The organism is Ruminococcus albus AD2013, from assembly GCF_000526775.1.
Taxonomy (GTDB): domain Bacteria; phylum Bacillota; class Clostridia; order Oscillospirales; family Ruminococcaceae; genus Hominimerdicola; species Hominimerdicola alba_A.
On the sequence record NZ_JAGS01000001.1, the window covers coordinates 3,462,637 to 3,478,367 of the forward strand.

Sequence of the window (15,731 nt, forward strand, 5' to 3'; positions counted from 1 at the left end):
GCGGGGGAAGGATAACATCAACACGATATTTCCTTATTATACAACACTTTCTTGTCGGTGTGATAAAGTGAAAACCATATTTCAATATACAGACAACAAAACGAAAAGACCCCTGTGCAGATCGCACAGGGGTCTTTGATATCAATATCATTCGGTTGAAACTATGAAATCCACCTCGCCGAAGCTGAACACAACAGGTATACAGAAAGCAGGCTTTTCAAAGCTTATCTTCTTATCCTGAATGAACTGCTGTGGTGTCATTGTAAGTTCAGCACCGCCCTCGTTGGACTGGTTTACTGCGAACAGACCGTTTACCACATTAAGGAACTCGCCCACAGTTTCATTCTCGTATCCTGTGATATCACCGAAATTCTCGCCTGCGAATCTCTTCGCAAACTCAAAGTAAACGTCCTTTTCGGCGGTGATACAGGTGACTGCGTCGTAAGTGCCTGTGATGCGCTGTTCGATAAGTGTCTCGGCATCAAATTCACGTATAACGATGGCTTCAAGCGGTGTGAAGTCGCCGTCAATGAATCTGATGATGTTCTTGAACATCATGGTAACGTAGTCTGTCAGCATTCTGGCATTTGCTGCTTCCTCAAGGTGATAGAACTCGGTTACCAGCTTGTTCAGGCTCTCGTTCTTGCTGCCTTCAAGGTCGCTGTCAGTAAGTTCGTTATCGGATTTGTAATCCTTTATAGCCTGTTCAAACTGGGCATTGGAAAGCACGCCGTTGTTAACAAGGGTCTGACCGAGAAGAAGATACTCCGTAGGCTGCTGGGAAAGCAGCTTGTCTACCTGTTCTTCGGTGACGTATCCCAGTTCAACAGCAAGGTCGCCGAAACGCTTGTCAACGCTCTGCTGAGTTATATTAACGTGCTCGACCTGATCTGCGGTCATAAGTCCCGCATTTATAGCCAGCACGCCAAGTCGCATTCTTGTATGCTTTTTATCCTCAAAAGCCTGCGTCAGATCTTCAGAAGTGACCAGCTTTTTATGGAGTAGATAACCTCCGAAAAATTGAGCAAACAATCACAGCACCCCCTTAGCGGCGTTTTCGAGGATTGCTCTGGTATCTTCATCAGATATAGGCTTCTGCAGAAAATCCGCAGCACCTGCGCGTAAAGCCTCCTTTAAGTGACCCTGTGTACCAACGCTTGAAGCCATAACGACTTTAGCATCGGGGTCAAATTCAATGATCTGTTTGAGAGCCTCGATACCTGTTATCCTGGGCATAATAATATCCATAAATACCACATCGGGCTTGTTCTCTTTGTATTTGGCAACAGCCTCTTCACCGTCAGCTGCTTCATATACTTCATTTATACCCAGTGCAGATATAGTCATGTTCATCTTTTTTCTTGCGAACATGGAGTCGTCGCAGATGAGGACTTTAAGATCTTGTATAACCATATTGTAATTCCTCCTTTATATATTTCTAAAGGCAGCAGATCGAAGTAAACTTAGTATTTTCATTACATTCCAAATGAATGGTTCTTGATGATTTTTTTAAATGACATTTACTTTAAAATCATACATACCTCGTCTTAATAATTCTAACATATTTCGCTGTAAAAATCAACCGTTTTTTAGGCTGTTTTAATAGTGATTATGCATAAATTTTAGATGATATAATTTTGCCGGATACCACTTGACTTTCGTGATGCGATATGTTATAATATTATGGTCAATTAACGCAGGATCACGCCGCTGTGGCGAAATTGGCAGACGCAGCAGACTCAAAATCCGCTGGCTCATTTATTTGTTTTCAGGTTTCTGCGTAATTTTGAAAGCGTTCTAATGGCATAAACACGTGGGAATCTTATGATCATGGTAGAAAAGGACTTGTCAGTGTATGAATCCTTCTACCATCTTATCTACCATTTTTGAATTTTTTCTGTGTAGAAAGATTTTTATAAGCCGATGTGGTGGAATTGGCAGACACGCTTGACTCAAAATCAAGTACGAAAGTGTGCGGGTTCGAGTCCCGCCATCGGCATCAGTTTCATGAAGAATCGAGTTAGTTATCTGGCTCGGTTCTTTTTTTGTTGCCTTACTCTGTTTTCAACAGTGTTCACATTATGTCTCTGTTCCACCGGCTGCATCCCTGCAGGCTCCAAGAACCTGTGCGATTGCATCAGCTGAATCAATCTTAGAGTTATAATCCAGATGACTGTAGAAGTCAGCTGTTACCTGGAATGTCGAATGACCTAACCACTCCTGTATTGCCTTCATCGGAATACCGCTGGCAAGCAGTAAGCTTGCACATGAGTGTCTCAGATCGTGGAAACGGAGCTTCTTCAGTCTGTGCTTCCTTATCATGCTTGCGAAATGATCTGTTACGTAAACTGGCGTGATAAGATGTCCGAGGTTATCTGTGCAGATATACTCGTCATAGTCGTGACAGTATTCATTTTTCAGTATTTCCGCAAGGTACTCATTTCTCTGCTTCTTTTCTCTGAGCAGATCAGCGATAAACGGAATAAGTGGAAGTGTCCTGTGACTTGAGTTGGTTTTCAGCTGATTGTCGAATTTAGTAATACTTTTACCATTCTCAGAAATAACATAAGCCTTTTCACGGATCGTTATCGTCTTTTTTTCAAAGTCAATAGCATCCCATTTCAGACCTATTATTTCGCTTCTCCTCAGTCCGTAGTAAGCAGCTATCAGCACCACAAGTTCCATACGGTCACCCCTGAAAGCAGTAAACAAACGACCAAGCTCGTGTTCATTGTAGAACATTGCTTCAAACTTCTCCATCTTCGGACGATCAGTTTTTTTCCGATTCGTTTACCATTATCAGGTCCATTTTGACCGCATATTTCAGAGCCTTATGGATATTAGCGTGATAGTGCTTTATTGTGTTTGAGGAAATGCCGCCGGCATACATATCGTTATAGAACTTCTGCAGTTCAATAGCTCTTACATCTTTCAGCTTTATGTCCGGATAATTCTTGTCAAAGTATTTTATTATACGGTGGGATGTGTGCGTATAGCCTTCAAATGTTGTTTCCGCAACAGTAGGTTTGATAGCCTCCAGCCACATCTTATAGAATTCTGTAAACGTATATTCACACGTTGACGCACTGTTTTTTCCGGTCGATGATGCAGGAACGTATGCTGTTTCAGCTGTTTCCGTATCATCTTCGAGATGCTCTCTGTAAAAGTCAGCAACGATCTCGTCTACTTTTGCTGTCAGATCTTTTTTTCTGCATTTTTCAGGAAGCTCTGTTCCGACCCATTTCCTTTTTCTTTTGCCTGTACGGTCTCTGTAATCAAAGACCACATAGTGCTTGCTGTTTTTCACAGCAGTAATGAATTTAAAGGGCAGACTTGCTTTCATTTATTTATCCTCCTTGTGTGAAAGCTGGCAGAGTCTGCGTACAAGTTGGTGGCTTTATTATAGCGCACCTTTACTGCTTTTACAAGTGATTTTCAAAAGTCTTGTATGCGATTCTACTAACTTGTCATTATATTGCTTCTGTTTGCCCCTCTTGTTGTGCGCATTGCAGTACGTAATTTATTATCTCGACCTTTGTAACCAGTATTTTTTTACAGCAGTTAAGCGAATGGAGCTTTCCGTCCGAAATCAGCTTATAAGTGTTTCTGATACCTAAGCCAAGCATTTTACTTACTTCCTTTACGGTAACAACATCAGGGTATGAACAAAAGAGCTTGTCATAGGCTTCATAGTCAGTCATAGCTGATCCTCCTTTAAACTCCCGGTGTTTAGCCTGATGAATATTCTGTTGTCAAGATACTGATCATAGCAGTATATCGTCTGTACGATATTTCTATGCCCAAATATGATATACTGTTGGCAGCTTCCCCTCGGAGGAAGAGAAGCTCCCGACAGTGTATCAAGACTATAAAACATATAGGTTTATAGTATTTAGGAATGCTGTTGGAAGTACCCACATTATTTCAGGTGGGTACTCCCGACAGCATTTCTGCTGCCTTATAGGTAGAAAGGAGTAAAATAAAGGAGAACAATAATGTTAAGCTTTAGGAACGGCACAGGAAAATGGATAAAAACTGTGCCGTTCCGGCTTAATATGATATGCCAGGACTTATCATCAATATAAGCCCTTCTATCTTACTACCGTTGATTTTGAAAAAACGGGAAAGATTTTCGCAGTTTTTTTGCTCTCTGAAAGAAAAATCAGCGCACTGCACAATTACTCACAGCCATTTTCGTGTGATATTATGAAGTTTCGCAGGGCTTTTTTGGCAAGACGAATCCTGTATCTCACAATGTCTGTGGTCAGACCGTGTCTGGCAGCCAGCATCGGGTATGTAAACTTGTCGTCTGATGCTGAGCAGTAGTATTCCTTTATCAGCGTGTAGCTTATAGGAGAATCCTTTTTCATTTTTGCCAGACCCATTGAGAGATATTTCAGCCTGTTTGCTTTTCTTTCGTTATCCGCCTTTTCTTTTTCAGCAGACGGAAGACTTGAAGGATCAGCCAGTGCCGGTTCCAGTTCGTAAAAGTTTACTGAGGAAGCACGGTAAGCTTTTTCCTTTTCATCGTTCCACATCTCCTTACGTCTCATTTTGTTGTATTCGCATTCGATCTCATGCGGTACTGATTCGCCGAAATGTGTGTAGAAGAACCTGCTCATCAGGGTATCACCACTTTATCGTCGATACCGGCATTTGTAAGAGGCTCAAAGTGATTTATCATCAGCTTTCTGTTACAGGCCGCAAGAGTAAAACTTCTTACATAGTGACAGCCGTCCAGAAAGTCACCGATGATTTCGGATCGTTTATTGTTTCTTGGATTTGTAGTTAAAGTGCCGTCCGGGCGTATATATCCTGCCAGAGCATAGAGCTGTCTTTGTCTGGACGGACGAGGCTTAAGTATAATGATTATTGCCGCAAGAATATCCTGTGGTACCGGATTAGTTCCGTTAAGGTAGCGCTGCACTGTACTTTTCGGAATACCCATTTCATCTGCAAGCTTTCTTTCGCTGATTCTTGCTTTTCTCCGGTATTTCTGTAACGCTGTATGTATGGTGTCTTTATCATCGATTCTGACATCATCGTAATCAATATATTCCTTCTTTTCAGCGTCATTGAAGTCACTGTAATTAAAGTGATCTCTGAAAATAGTGCCGTCATTTTTCATGAACATCTCAGTCCTTTCCTTATCACGGACGGAAACGCAAACAGACACAGTGAGACTGTCATCAGGTATCATCCGTCCGACAATCAAACATTACTCGTCTGTCTGATTGAATCATATTCTGTTCCCATACAGTGATCGAGTAACCTCTGCGCATGAGTTCACTGTACAGCAGCGAATTGTTTTTCGTTACATATATTATGAACCCAAACGCCCGAAAAATCAATGGTTTAGACCCCCACCACTGACCCGGATCTGGGTCAGTCACTTTTGATGAAAACCGCATATTTACGTGGTTTGTTGAAAAAACGCCCAAATTATATGATAACAGCGGAAAGCATCGTATTTGCGAGCATTACAGTCAATCTGCTGTTATTTAAAGTGTCCCGGCTATCACAAAAATTTCACCTTGGAACACGGCTTTTTGAAATAAAAAAGGGGCTGTTGCAGCCCCAACAAAGAAAAAGACGCCTGACACACCAAAAAGGTAGTGCCAGGCGTCTCATTTTGTGGTATAATGTAATTGCAAATATAACATCAAACCAACGAAAGGATTGTACCACAAAAATGAGAAATTGTCAAGTGCGTCTTAACATGAATTATGAGATCTACATCGAAGAAAGCTCACCTGTCAGAGTATTGAGCAATGTTATAGATGAGATCTATCAAAAAGAAGAATACACGATAGTAAGCAAGTGGAATGGCGCCATACCCGAGGATATCATGATGAAGATACTCATCTACGGCTACATGAACGACTCTTTTTCAAGCCGTAAGATTGAACAGCTCTGCAAAAGGGATATCCATTTCATGTGGCTTCTCGATGGCTTTGGAGCTCCGGATCACAGCACTATCTCAAGATTTCGACAGAAAATGGGAGAACAGATCGATCGTGTGTTTTACGCTGTTGTAAAGTATCTTTTGAATATGAAAGAGATAAGCGGTAAGAACCTGTTCATTGATGGCACCAAGATCGAAGCTAATGCAAACAGATATACATTCGTCTGGAAGAAGTCTGTATCCAAAAACGAACAGAAACTGCGAGCAAAACTGCCTGAGATACTTGATGAGATAAATTATGCTTATGGTGTGAGATTCCCCGAAAATACGCCAGTTTCGGATATGATCGGTACACTTTCTTCACTTATGATAAAATTTGGTATTGAACGAGTTTACGGAAAAGGACATCATAAATCAGTATATCAGAAAGCACTTGAAAAGCTTGAGGGATATCAGCAGAAAATACAGCAGTACGAACAATATAACAGCCTTTTTGACGGAAGAAACAGCTTTTCAAAGACAGATACCGATGCAACATTCATGCACATGAAGGAAGACCATATGAGAAACGGTCAGCTGAAACCCGGATACAACATACAGGCAGCAGTGGAAGGCGAGTATATTGTAGGTATAGACGTTTCAAGCGAACGGAGCGATGTAAATACGCTGATCCCGTTTCTGTCAAAGCTCAACGATCTGGAGCTGTTTGTATTGAAAAACATCATCTGTGATGCGGGTTATGAGAGCGAGGAGAACTATCTTTATCTCAGATCACATAACATGACCTCATACATAAAACCCGTAAATTATGAGCAGAGCAAAAAGCGGAATTATCGTACAAAATACGGCAGACCCGAGAATATGGAATACCACGAAATGGGCGATATTTTCGTATGCAAAGCCGGCAGGATACTTTGGAGAGTCGGGACTAAACACGAAAAAAGCAAGACGGGATTCGTTTCCGAAAAAGCTATGTACAGATGTGAAAGCTGCGAAGGTTGTCCCTACAAACAGAACTGTACAAAAGCAAAAGGAAACAAGACGCTGTCTATATCGCATAAGTTCAAAGAACTGAGAACAGAAAGCCTGGAAAATATAACGACCGAATTCGGAAAACAGCTCAGAATGAACCGAAGCATACAGGCTGAAGGCGTATTCGGAGTACTGAAACAGGATCATGGCTTCAGAAGATTCCTGTGCAGGGGGAAAAATAACATCAGAACTGAGTTCCTTTTGCTGGGACTTGCATACAACATAAAGAAGCTTTTTGCTAAGATCTCAGAAAACCGACTTGGAATTTCTCTTTTTGAACTGAAATCAGCATAAAACCAGCAGAACATTACACCCCCGAGTCCTCTTTTTTGAAGAGGGCTTGGGGGTGTGCGCACTGAAACAGCTTATTTCACCAGTAAATATGTTTTTTTACTCTGATGTTCGGATATGGTTAGAGGGTGCTGCGATTGCAACACCCCCCTTCTATAACATTATACGATAATGGTTTCACTCAATTGCTATACAAGGCAATCCATAGTAAACGAATGCATATCCAGCCTGATTACCACCTCCTGCTGATCCTGTATGATCACGCTGTATGGTGCTGTCAATGATCTTTTCATTACCGAGTATGTTTGTGCTTATGACCGGCTTTCACCAAAAATAAAAGAGCCATTACTTTCGTAACAACTCCTTACCACGGGACTTTGACCCGATCGGGTTCAAAGCTGCTTCATATATTACCTGTACCAGGTTTCGATCAGATTAAGAAGAGCGTCTGATTTTTCTTCAGACATCATCCTGACGTATTCAACGATCTTCCGTTCCTTTTCATTTAGATACGAACATTCCGTATCTTCGTTGAATAACTCTGACAGAGAGGTTCCAAGTGCTGCTGTAAGCCGACTTAGCGTTTCGAGGGTAGGTTGTCGTGTTCCTTCTTCTATTCCCCTTATGTGCTGCCCCGAAATACCTGTCATCTGTGTCAGGCGGTAATTGGTCATCTTCTTTTTCTCTTTCAGTGATCTTAATTTCATACCGATCTCCATGATACCGCCCCTTAGCATATAAATCCTTGATTATATTATATACCTCATCGGGCAGGATTATAACGTCCGCACGGACACTATCGTATGAAAATTTAGGTGAATAATCTATAGACGTAAACGTTAGTAAAAAATAAAAATCAAAACAGATAAAACAAAACAGTGAAGAAAAAGAATACCTCCTTATTGTCCTGTCGTCAGGATCATAGTCTTTCAAATAATTCCTTGGTTTTCAGAAAAAGAAGTCAGCTCTCCGTCCGACCATTAGATGACTGCCATATCATAATCATCAATGTTTAGAATCTTAGGTGTTGAATCAGCAGAACGGTAAAGCCCTTCCGCTTCTGGCGATAATTTTGATTCAACTGTGAATGATTCTGCTTACTATTCTTCATTCCTTTTCTATGCACTTTCATTATACATAATCAGACTATATCAGTCAAGAGAAATACTGCGGCGCATTTATGACGTTTTTCAGTTTATAGTGTTGCAAATATACTGTTTTCAGCTCTGTTTACAAACCGTGTTAAATGAATTATACGGATATGTCAATTGAATTTGAAAGGTGCACAGTTATCGGCTCAGAAGTTTATGTATTATTTTCTTAAATTCAAGTGTGAATTTTTTGTGAACTCTGCGTTTTTCTTTCCCGTTTTTCTGATTTTAACGGTAGTAAAGTGAGGGGGTATGCAATATCACCACGGAGTGGTGATTCACTCCCAGCAAGCACGGCAACTCCGCATTACAGTTTCGGAAAACTGAACGCTCTGCCGCACTAAGCTTGTCAGGGGCAAAGCCCCTAAGACCCCGACGAAAGGAATGATGAAAATAGCAGAAAAAAAGCAGCGGGAAACGCACAGCCGATACATGCAGATACGCCTTACAGAAGAAGAGTATGAAGCCATTGAAATGAAGTTTCAGAACAGCGGATTAAAGTCACGCAGCGAGTTTGTCAGGACGATGATTTTTGAGGGGTATATCGTGCAGTTAAACGAGTCGGAACTAAGGGAGATACACCGCCTTATGAGTTCAATATCAAACAACGTAAATCAGATAGCCGTGCGCGTGAACAGTACCGGGAAAATTTACGATGAAGATATAGCTGAGATAAGGGAGGGCATCAATAGGATTTGGCAGCCACTAAGATATATCCAATCAAAGCTACTGAGGCTAAAGCGTTAGCATATATTGCAAATCCTGAAAAGACGGAGAATGGAAAGTATATTCTTACTTCAAATTGCAGCCGGGACCCGTATCAGGCAAGCAGAGATTTTGACGAGATACGGGCGATGGGAACGGGACTGAATACGGTGCTGTCGCAGCACTTCATACAGAGCTTTGCTCCGGGTGAAGTAACACCCGAACAGGCACTCGAAATAGGTGCGGAACTGTGTCGTCGTTTTCTGAAAGATCAGTATCAGTATTTCCTTGCAGTCCATACCGACAAAGATCACATACATCTGCACTGCATTTTCAATAATGTGAACGCTTTTGACGGCAGAACTTTTGAAACTCATGAGAACAGAAGAACTACGAAAAAAGACCGTTCATTTCAGAAGCTTCGTGACCTGTCTGATGAGGTGTGCAGAGAGCATAATATCTCGGTCATTGAGACACCGTCGAACACGAAGGGTAAATCCCACTGGGAATGGGATATGAACCGTCAGGGGCTGAGCTGGAAAGCACGTCTGAAATATGCGATCGACAACGTGATAATCGACAGCGAAAGCTTTGAAGATTTTCTGAAAAGATGTCGGGAAAACGGTATTCTCGTCGAGTACAATCCGGCACATAAAATTGATCTGAAATTCATGCTTGCCGAGCAGAAGAAACGCAATCCGCGTGCGAAGATGACACGAGCACGAACGCTCGGCTGGTTTTACGAAACGAAACAGATAATCAACCGCATTGAAGAATATAAAGGCGGCATGCTGTACGTTCCGAGAACACGCATACGTGAGAGGGTTCTTGACCCTGATCTGAAGTTTGTGCGTGATGCGATCGACCGTGGAAACATGAAGCTTGCAAGTATGGCGAAAAACGTCATTGCAAAGTACGGGATCCAGCTTGAAGATGTGGAGCAGGAACGTAACCGGACCTTTGCTCAGAGAGCTGTTCTCGTGCGTGAGCTGAACAGCATGAAAACGCAGATCGATGACTATAAAGTTCAGGCTTCGGTTATAAGAGAATTCCGAAAGTATAAGACGGTGTATGACGAGCTGAAAACATTAAGCGGAAATCAGGCGGTGAAGTTCCGGAAAGAGCACAGCTATGAGCTGCGAAAATACGGGGAGCTGAACAGCCAGCTTCATGAGTGGTATGCTGACGGCAGAATGCCGACAGCAGAAGCACTGGAGCAAAAAATAAACGCCCTGAAAACAGAGCGTTTAGAGAAAGACAGTATTTATCGTGAAACGGATACGAAGCTTAAGGAACTGAGCAGAGCGCAGAGTGATATTGATGCATTTTTACGTCAGGAGCTTGAACCGCAGAAGCAGCAGCGTAAACGTAAAAAGGACGGAGATCTTGAATGATCAGTCCTTGTGGTTTTCCTGGTATTCCTTTAAGGCGGTGAGAAGAAGATCCTTGATCGTCATGTTATGTTCCTGTGCATAAGCCTTTATAGCATCGCCTTCACCTTTGGGAACATTGAAACGGACATAATCGTAGTTCTCCTTGATGTATTCCGCAGAAGGTTTTCCTTTGCTTGCCTGCTGCTGTTTTTTCATACAGTCCTTGCAGTATTTCTGAGAACCGGAAGTAACTGTATAGGTCTTGCCGCATATCGGGCATTTCTGTTCGCTTCCGATCGGAACGGAAGTGCCGGCTTTCTTCTTTTCGGCATATGCCTTGTTTCTCTGGACCTGTGCCTTGTCACGGCAGTAGTAGCAGTATTTTGCACGGTTGGACTTGCTTTCAAACTCCATACCGCACAGCTCACATTTATATTTGAACAAGTGTATTCCCCCTTGTAGTATTTTAACCTTATTGTACCATTGATTAGGCATAAAGTCAAGCATAACAAAAATCTTGTTAAAACATACCAAAAAGCAGAACGCATTTTTTAGCGCTTCTACAAAAGTATTTTTTCTTCTGAAAATTATACTTGACATTAGGCGTAAAGTCAAGTATAATAAAATCACAGAAGGAACAAAAAATCGAAGACCATGAAAGGAAGGTAACTAATGTTAAACAAATTCTTAGTTGCAGGCAGACTGACTGCCGACCCCGAAGTACAGACCAAAGGTGAAAACCGTGTATGTAAGTTCTCGATAGTCTGTGACCGTCCGAAGCGTAAAGGTGAGGAAAAGTCAGAAACCGACTTTTTCAGCTGTACCGCCTGGAACAATAACGCTGATGTGATTGCCGACTGGTTCGGAAAAGGAGATATGATAACTCTTGTAGGTGCGGTTCACATCAATTGTTACGAGAAGGACGGTGTTAAGCAAAGCTTTACCGAAGTGAAGGTCGATGAGATACACTTCTCGGCTAAGAAGAAGGAAACAGTAAACAGCGCTGGGAACACCACAAACGAAGATGTTCCGTTTTAAGATCAGAAGTGAAATGAACTTTCAAGATGGAGGTGCTCACTATGTTAAAAACTCCCGAATTAGCAATGCCACGCAGCCGTAAAGTTACAACGGTTTGTCACGGATACAAAAAAGTATGGGACGACCGTGAGGAAGCAATGGTATTCTTCCTTGAAGCTATGATGAACAGTGATGGTGCAGAACATGACCGTTATTCCGGTATCTTTCTGCAGATACAGAATGGTTTGGACTACTGCACCGATGAAGATGATTAGGAGGAAAATAAATGAAAAAGAAGATTCTTACAGCATTATTCGCTTCCGCATTTGCACTCAGCACAGCCGTTACAGTCTACGCTGACGAAGCACTCGACCGTGACACCATCGAAAATGCTGTCTGGGAGGATATCTGGAACGGCAAAGGCGATAACGGCTTTGACTTCCCCGAAGCTTCATATAAGCATCATATCCTCGACAAGTGGCTCGACGAAAACTACGGCTCCGGTGAATACGACTGGTCGGAAACCGGCGAGATAAAATATGCCTACAAGCACTACTACAAAAACCTTATCAACGGCTGGGATTTCAATGATGATGATAACGGTGGCTGGACGATCGAGACCGAAAACACCACCTACAGTTTCACGCTCCAGGACGGAACCTGGTTCATGATCGACAGCGGCGGTAATACAGTTGACAGCTTTCCACCGTACAGTACGCTGAAAGAAGACGAACCGGAAACAGAGAACAACAGCGAAGCCGTTTATGAGATAGAAGATGAAGGTGAGGAAGCTCCTCGTGTTGTGGGTGAAGCAGTCGCTGCAGGAGATAACGCTTCATCAGAAGACGATGCTCCAGTCGGTCCGTATGAAACGGAAGGTAAGAAACAACAGAAGTCAGGAACCAATCCCGTCCCGATCGTCATTGGTGTTGCTGCAGTCGCCGGTGCCGTTGGTGTGGGCGTTTACGTAAAGAAAAAGAGGTAGGATATGATTTTTCATAGTAAGAATTTAGTGCAGGGTGTTTCCGAATGGGAGCTTAACACCGACACACAGACCGTCCGGCACGTAAACCCCAGTACGGGTGAACAGGAACGATACGTGTTCCATGCGGATCATATAAGGTATCATCTGCACTACGTCGAGGAAGAAAAGCCGGAACGCTTGCAGAAGCTTGTTGACGAAGGCAAGATATACCGTTACCTTGACGAGCTCGACACGAAGGTAACGGACGCTCTGAACGATCAGACGGAGCTGTTCATGACACTGAGCGTTGACTACCGAGTAGCTCTTGCCACGGGTGATCTCAATCGTGTGGGCGCTATCGGCAACATGCTCCGCCTAGAAGCACAGGAAGCTGTATTCGCTTCGATGGTGTATGCATGAAGAGCGAAGAATATATTGAAGAGCTGCGGAGGAACGGTGTAAAGCTCATAAAGAACGATGGTTCTCTTATCGGGATACCACCGGACTTCCTGAAACAGGCTGCCGAGCTTTGCACAGAACTGCGGTGTAGCTCGATTACATATGATATTGTGGATCCGCAGGATGCAGAGCATACAAAGCTGAAAGTGTCGGATTGTGGGTTTGCTGAATAAAAGAAACGGATAGCCTGTCCAATGTTGACGGACTATCCGTTTCTTTTTTATATTTGGTTATTTAAATGATCTATAATACTTTCTAGCATGCTTGAATATTAAGGTGTTTTAAAATTGATGAGTATATGATTAACTAAACTTTAAAGATATTTAAGAAAAAATTAATCACTTAAATTCGCAAAACACACAATATAAACAAAAATATTTGCAAACTACTTGAAAATTTCGACAGATTGTGATATAATAATTAAGGGACTATTCATAATCTCCTCAAAGCATGATATGAAATTGCTGAATATGGGTGATGAAAAGTAGTAATATTATTTCCGATAGGAAGAGTTGGAGGATAAAGACATGGAAATTAAAGAACGCATTGATCGAGTTATCGCAAGACGAAAGGAACAAATACCTTATCTTAATGAATGCTTGGAATCTGTTCAGGGAATATTAGATTCTATCACACAAATTGACAACATGAGAGAAACATTGCTCAACGGTCCTGAAAAGTATGGTGTTGATCAAGAAGTCAGAGATAATGTTCAAACCATTCAGACGAATGATTTGCGTAATGCTGTAACTCTTCTTATTCGCAGATATAGAAAGGTTATTGATCGCTTTTCGCGTGATCAAGTAAATCTGGCGGTAATTGGCAAAGCAAGGCAGGGTAAAAGTTTGTTACTCCAAACTATTAGTGGATTAGGGAATGATGTCATTCCTGCATTTCCAACAGGACATTGTACTGGTACTAGGTCAGTTATTTTCAATGTTCCTAATAATTCTTTCAAGGCAACTATTCATTTCTATTCTCCAGTAGATATTTTAAATGTTCTTCAGGCTTATTTTGACGAATTGTATGGCAAAGATGAGGTTCGTTTATCTCGATATGAAGATCTCAGCAAGTTCACGGTAGAAGAATTGAGAAGCAAACTTGCCGTTGGACAAGAACAGCAAATATTCGCCCATCTCAAGGCGTATATCGAACATTATGAGGAATGGTCTTGCCTGATTGATAAAGAAAAAATTGTTTTGACAGAGCCAAATGAGATTCAGCAATATGTTGCTCAACATAATGGTTATGATGAATATGATCCCATGCGCCAAACGTATTATAAGTATCTTGCGGTAAAAGAAGCCGTTATTGAATGTGAGTTTCCAAATTCTGATGTTGGTAAACTTGTATTAAGAGATACTATCGGTTTAGGGGATACGGCTGTCGGAATTGAAGAATCTATGATAAAGACAGTTGGTGATGAAAGTGACGCAGCAGTCATTATCGTAAAACCTGATGATGATTGCGGTACATTACAAGATAAAGATTATCTCAACTTGCATAAAGAACTGCGTGAAAAGTTTAGTGATAGGCACTTTGAAAAATGGCTGTTTTGGGTGTTTAATCATGATAATAGAGAAGGAAAAGACAATAGCACTCGTTGCAGAGTATGTAAAGAAAATGAAATGAAAGAGTTTGGGCTACAAAGTGCAGGCTCATTTATTACAGATGTCTCAAATAAGGATGAGGTTTATGATTGTTTGTTTAAATTGCTTGACAATTTACTTTCAAATATTCAATATGTTGATGATGGAGTAATTTTAGAAGTTCATAAACAAGCAGAAATTGCATATTCCGAGTATAGAAAAGTACAATCTTCACTACGTTCTGCATTTAATGCTGTGTTAATGAAAGAAGTCGACTCGTTTGACTTCTTAGGAGAGCGTTGGGGTGCTTTATATGATTCGGGCATGATGAAATTACTTAAAGATTATAAAACGGATCTAAAATATAAACAATCAGAAGACTGTGTAGCATTTCGTGAAGCAGTCAATAAAATTCTCAACGATTCAATTCAACTTCTTCCTTCTGTTAAGAGTTTAGAAGATAGTTTACAAAAAGGTGGTATGGACAATGAACTATATTACCTTTGGGGGCATGAACTTGATAGTCTACGTACAAGGTTTTCACAACAATTCTTGGAAATTGACAATGAAGTTTTTGAGGGACAGATTCGTGAATTCCGTGAAAAAATTGTCTCTATGCTATCCTCGGAAAAAGGTGGTAAACTTGATAAATTGCTTCCGGTTTCTGATTATCCTGACAAAGCAGAGTGGTTAATCCAGTTTGCTGAACAGTATTTCCAGAATGAACGATATGAGAATTTTAGGCTTGCATTTGAGACTATTGCTAGAATTCAAATAAGTGTTCGTAGTTTTTTGATGCATCGAATTCAATCTTGTTTGGATCGATTAGTAAATCGTAATGCTGATGATGGAAAAGATAATCAGCTTGCAAAGCAAACAACTGAGGTGCAGGCTATGTCAATTCACTTCCAATTGAGAGAACGTTTAGGTGAGGTGTGCGAGGAATTAAGATTTAAATTTGGAGAAGATCTGTTCCGCGATCCGAACCGTATACTTTACTCTTACCTATGTGAGTTTTATGATAGGACGAATTTCTCTTTTGCTAATCACAAACGGACTGCCACGGAAATTTGGAAATCGTTCTATTATTCCCATATGGGTATAATCTGGGAGGATGATTTAGAAGAATACAAAGAAAGCAGTGCGTTCTACCATAAGTGGAAAAATACTATGGAGCAATTCTGCTCATACAGTCAGCAAGATTTCGATTCAGTTGCCATCGAAGGTAACGGAAAGGAATAAACT

Annotated in this window: 18 protein-coding genes and 1 tRNA gene; 10 read left to right on the forward strand and 9 right to left on the reverse strand. The window is 41.4% G+C overall.

All coding sequences use genetic code 11. The annotated features are described in order from the left end of the window. Positions 1 to 147: 147 nt before the first annotated feature. Positions 148 to 1,032: a chemotaxis protein CheX gene (locus N773_RS0115685; protein WP_024858679.1), complete on the reverse strand. Its 885-nt coding sequence runs from the start codon at positions 1,030 to 1,032 to the stop codon at positions 148 to 150. After that, positions 1,033 to 1,413 carry a response regulator gene (locus N773_RS0115690; RefSeq protein ID WP_024858680.1) on the reverse strand — a complete coding sequence of 127 codons (381 nt, stop codon included), beginning with the start codon at positions 1,411 to 1,413 and terminating at the stop codon, positions 1,033 to 1,035. It lies immediately after the preceding gene. A gap of 506 nt (positions 1,414 to 1,919) precedes the next feature. Here N773_RS0115690 and N773_RS0115695 point away from each other — a divergent pair. Continuing rightward, positions 1,920 to 1,999: transfer RNA gene (locus tag N773_RS0115695), tRNA-Leu, on the forward strand. A gap of 80 nt (positions 2,000 to 2,079) precedes the next feature. Here N773_RS0115695 and N773_RS21375 read toward each other — a convergent pair. From N773_RS21375 to N773_RS0115715, 5 genes are all read right to left on the reverse strand, one after another. Continuing rightward, positions 2,080 to 2,760: a site-specific integrase gene (locus tag N773_RS21375; RefSeq protein WP_080678354.1), complete on the reverse strand. Its 681-nt coding sequence runs from the start codon at positions 2,758 to 2,760 to the stop codon at positions 2,080 to 2,082. Positions 2,761 to 2,770: 10 nt separating this feature from the next. Then, positions 2,771 to 3,343: an N-terminal phage integrase SAM-like domain-containing protein gene (locus N773_RS21380; protein ID WP_051454296.1), complete on the reverse strand. Its 573-nt coding sequence runs from the start codon at positions 3,341 to 3,343 to the stop codon at positions 2,771 to 2,773. Positions 3,344 to 3,470: 127 nt separating this feature from the next. Further along, on the reverse strand, positions 3,471 to 3,701 hold the full coding sequence (locus tag N773_RS0115705) for a helix-turn-helix domain-containing protein (protein ID WP_024858681.1): 231 nt from the start codon (positions 3,699 to 3,701) through the stop codon (positions 3,471 to 3,473). Between the two features lie 477 nt (positions 3,702 to 4,178). Continuing rightward, complete coding sequence (locus N773_RS0115710; protein ID WP_024858682.1) at positions 4,179 to 4,622, reverse strand: hypothetical protein; 444 nt, start codon at positions 4,620 to 4,622, stop codon at positions 4,179 to 4,181. After that, on the reverse strand, positions 4,622 to 5,134 hold the full coding sequence (locus tag N773_RS0115715; RefSeq protein ID WP_024858683.1) for a helix-turn-helix domain-containing protein: 513 nt from the start codon (positions 5,132 to 5,134) through the stop codon (positions 4,622 to 4,624). Before N773_RS0115715 ends, N773_RS0115710 begins: the two co-directional genes overlap by 1 nt. 558 nt (positions 5,135 to 5,692) lie before the next feature. Between N773_RS0115715 and N773_RS0115720 the strand changes: the two genes are divergently transcribed. Next, entirely contained in the window at positions 5,693 to 7,231 is a 1,539-nt protein-coding gene (locus N773_RS0115720) for an IS1182 family transposase (RefSeq protein ID WP_043537851.1), read from the forward strand. 407 nt (positions 7,232 to 7,638) lie between these two features. Here N773_RS0115720 and N773_RS21385 read toward each other — a convergent pair whose 3' ends face one another. Further along, a complete protein-coding gene (locus tag N773_RS21385) occupies positions 7,639 to 7,947 on the reverse strand; it encodes a helix-turn-helix domain-containing protein (protein WP_024858684.1) in 309 nt (102 codons plus the stop codon). Positions 7,948 to 8,766: 819 nt separating this feature from the next. On the opposite strand from N773_RS21385, the gene N773_RS0115730 reads away from it, so the two are divergent. Then, the gene (locus tag N773_RS0115730) at positions 8,767 to 9,126 is read left to right on the forward strand and encodes a plasmid mobilization protein (protein WP_024858685.1); all 360 of its coding nucleotides are present in this window, start codon (positions 8,767 to 8,769) and stop codon (positions 9,124 to 9,126) included. Then, complete coding sequence (locus tag N773_RS0115735; protein ID WP_024858686.1) at positions 9,075 to 10,478, forward strand: relaxase/mobilization nuclease domain-containing protein; 1,404 nt, start codon at positions 9,075 to 9,077, stop codon at positions 10,476 to 10,478. The genes N773_RS0115730 and N773_RS0115735 overlap by 52 nt, the downstream gene beginning before the upstream one ends. Here the strand turns inward: N773_RS0115735 and N773_RS0115740 are convergent, their stop codons facing one another. Continuing rightward, the gene (locus N773_RS0115740) at positions 10,479 to 10,901 is read right to left on the reverse strand and encodes a hypothetical protein (protein WP_024858687.1); all 423 of its coding nucleotides are present in this window, start codon (positions 10,899 to 10,901) and stop codon (positions 10,479 to 10,481) included. Between the two features lie 228 nt (positions 10,902 to 11,129). On the opposite strand from N773_RS0115740, the gene N773_RS0115745 reads away from it, so the two are divergent. The 6 genes from N773_RS0115745 (at position 11,130) to N773_RS0115770 (ending at position 15,728) form a co-directional block, all read left to right on the forward strand. Then, complete coding sequence (locus N773_RS0115745) at positions 11,130 to 11,495, forward strand: single-stranded DNA-binding protein (protein WP_024858688.1); 366 nt, start codon at positions 11,130 to 11,132, stop codon at positions 11,493 to 11,495. Positions 11,496 to 11,536: 41 nt separating this feature from the next. Beyond that, the gene (locus N773_RS0115750; RefSeq protein ID WP_024858689.1) at positions 11,537 to 11,749 is read left to right on the forward strand and encodes a hypothetical protein; all 213 of its coding nucleotides are present in this window, start codon (positions 11,537 to 11,539) and stop codon (positions 11,747 to 11,749) included. 11 nt (positions 11,750 to 11,760) lie between these two features. Next, positions 11,761 to 12,459: a hypothetical protein gene (locus N773_RS0115755; RefSeq protein WP_024858690.1), complete on the forward strand. Its 699-nt coding sequence runs from the start codon at positions 11,761 to 11,763 to the stop codon at positions 12,457 to 12,459. A 3-nt stretch (positions 12,460 to 12,462) separates the two neighbouring features. Further along, a complete protein-coding gene (locus N773_RS0115760) occupies positions 12,463 to 12,858 on the forward strand; it encodes a hypothetical protein (RefSeq protein ID WP_024858691.1) in 396 nt (131 codons plus the stop codon). After that, entirely contained in the window at positions 12,855 to 13,070 is a 216-nt protein-coding gene (locus N773_RS0115765) for a hypothetical protein (protein ID WP_024858692.1), read from the forward strand. The genes N773_RS0115760 and N773_RS0115765 overlap by 4 nt, the downstream gene beginning before the upstream one ends. Before the next feature lie 354 nt (positions 13,071 to 13,424). Then, a complete protein-coding gene (locus tag N773_RS0115770; RefSeq protein ID WP_024858693.1) occupies positions 13,425 to 15,728 on the forward strand; it encodes a hypothetical protein in 2,304 nt (767 codons plus the stop codon). Positions 15,729 to 15,731 lie beyond the last annotated feature (3 nt).

Excerpts from the sequence above, each read along its gene's own strand:
- N773_RS0115690 (WP_024858680.1), bottom strand. The coding sequence starts at position 1,413 with ATGGTTATACAAGATCTTAAAGTCCTCATCTGCGACGACTCCATGTTC.
- N773_RS21375 (WP_080678354.1), bottom strand. The coding sequence starts at position 2,760 with ATGGAGAAGTTTGAAGCAATGTTCTACAATGAACACGAGCTTGGTCGT.
- N773_RS21380 (WP_051454296.1), bottom strand. The coding sequence starts at position 3,343 with ATGAAAGCAAGTCTGCCCTTTAAATTCATTACTGCTGTGAAAAACAGC.
- N773_RS0115705 (WP_024858681.1), bottom strand. The coding sequence starts at position 3,701 with ATGACTGACTATGAAGCCTATGACAAGCTCTTTTGTTCATACCCTGAT.
- N773_RS0115710 (WP_024858682.1), bottom strand. The coding sequence starts at position 4,622 with ATGAGCAGGTTCTTCTACACACATTTCGGCGAATCAGTACCGCATGAG.
- N773_RS0115715 (WP_024858683.1), bottom strand. The coding sequence starts at position 5,134 with ATGTTCATGAAAAATGACGGCACTATTTTCAGAGATCACTTTAATTAC.
- N773_RS0115720 (WP_043537851.1), top strand. The coding sequence starts at position 5,693 with ATGAGAAATTGTCAAGTGCGTCTTAACATGAATTATGAGATCTACATC.
- N773_RS21385 (WP_024858684.1), bottom strand. The coding sequence starts at position 7,947 with ATGGAGATCGGTATGAAATTAAGATCACTGAAAGAGAAAAAGAAGATG.
- N773_RS0115730 (WP_024858685.1), top strand. The coding sequence starts at position 8,767 with ATGAAAATAGCAGAAAAAAAGCAGCGGGAAACGCACAGCCGATACATG.
- N773_RS0115745 (WP_024858688.1), top strand. The coding sequence starts at position 11,130 with ATGTTAAACAAATTCTTAGTTGCAGGCAGACTGACTGCCGACCCCGAA.
- N773_RS0115750 (WP_024858689.1), top strand. The coding sequence starts at position 11,537 with ATGTTAAAAACTCCCGAATTAGCAATGCCACGCAGCCGTAAAGTTACA.
- N773_RS0115755 (WP_024858690.1), top strand. The coding sequence starts at position 11,761 with ATGAAAAAGAAGATTCTTACAGCATTATTCGCTTCCGCATTTGCACTC.
- N773_RS0115760 (WP_024858691.1), top strand. The coding sequence starts at position 12,463 with ATGATTTTTCATAGTAAGAATTTAGTGCAGGGTGTTTCCGAATGGGAG.
- N773_RS0115765 (WP_024858692.1), top strand. The coding sequence starts at position 12,855 with ATGAAGAGCGAAGAATATATTGAAGAGCTGCGGAGGAACGGTGTAAAG.
- N773_RS0115770 (WP_024858693.1), top strand. The coding sequence starts at position 13,425 with ATGGAAATTAAAGAACGCATTGATCGAGTTATCGCAAGACGAAAGGAA.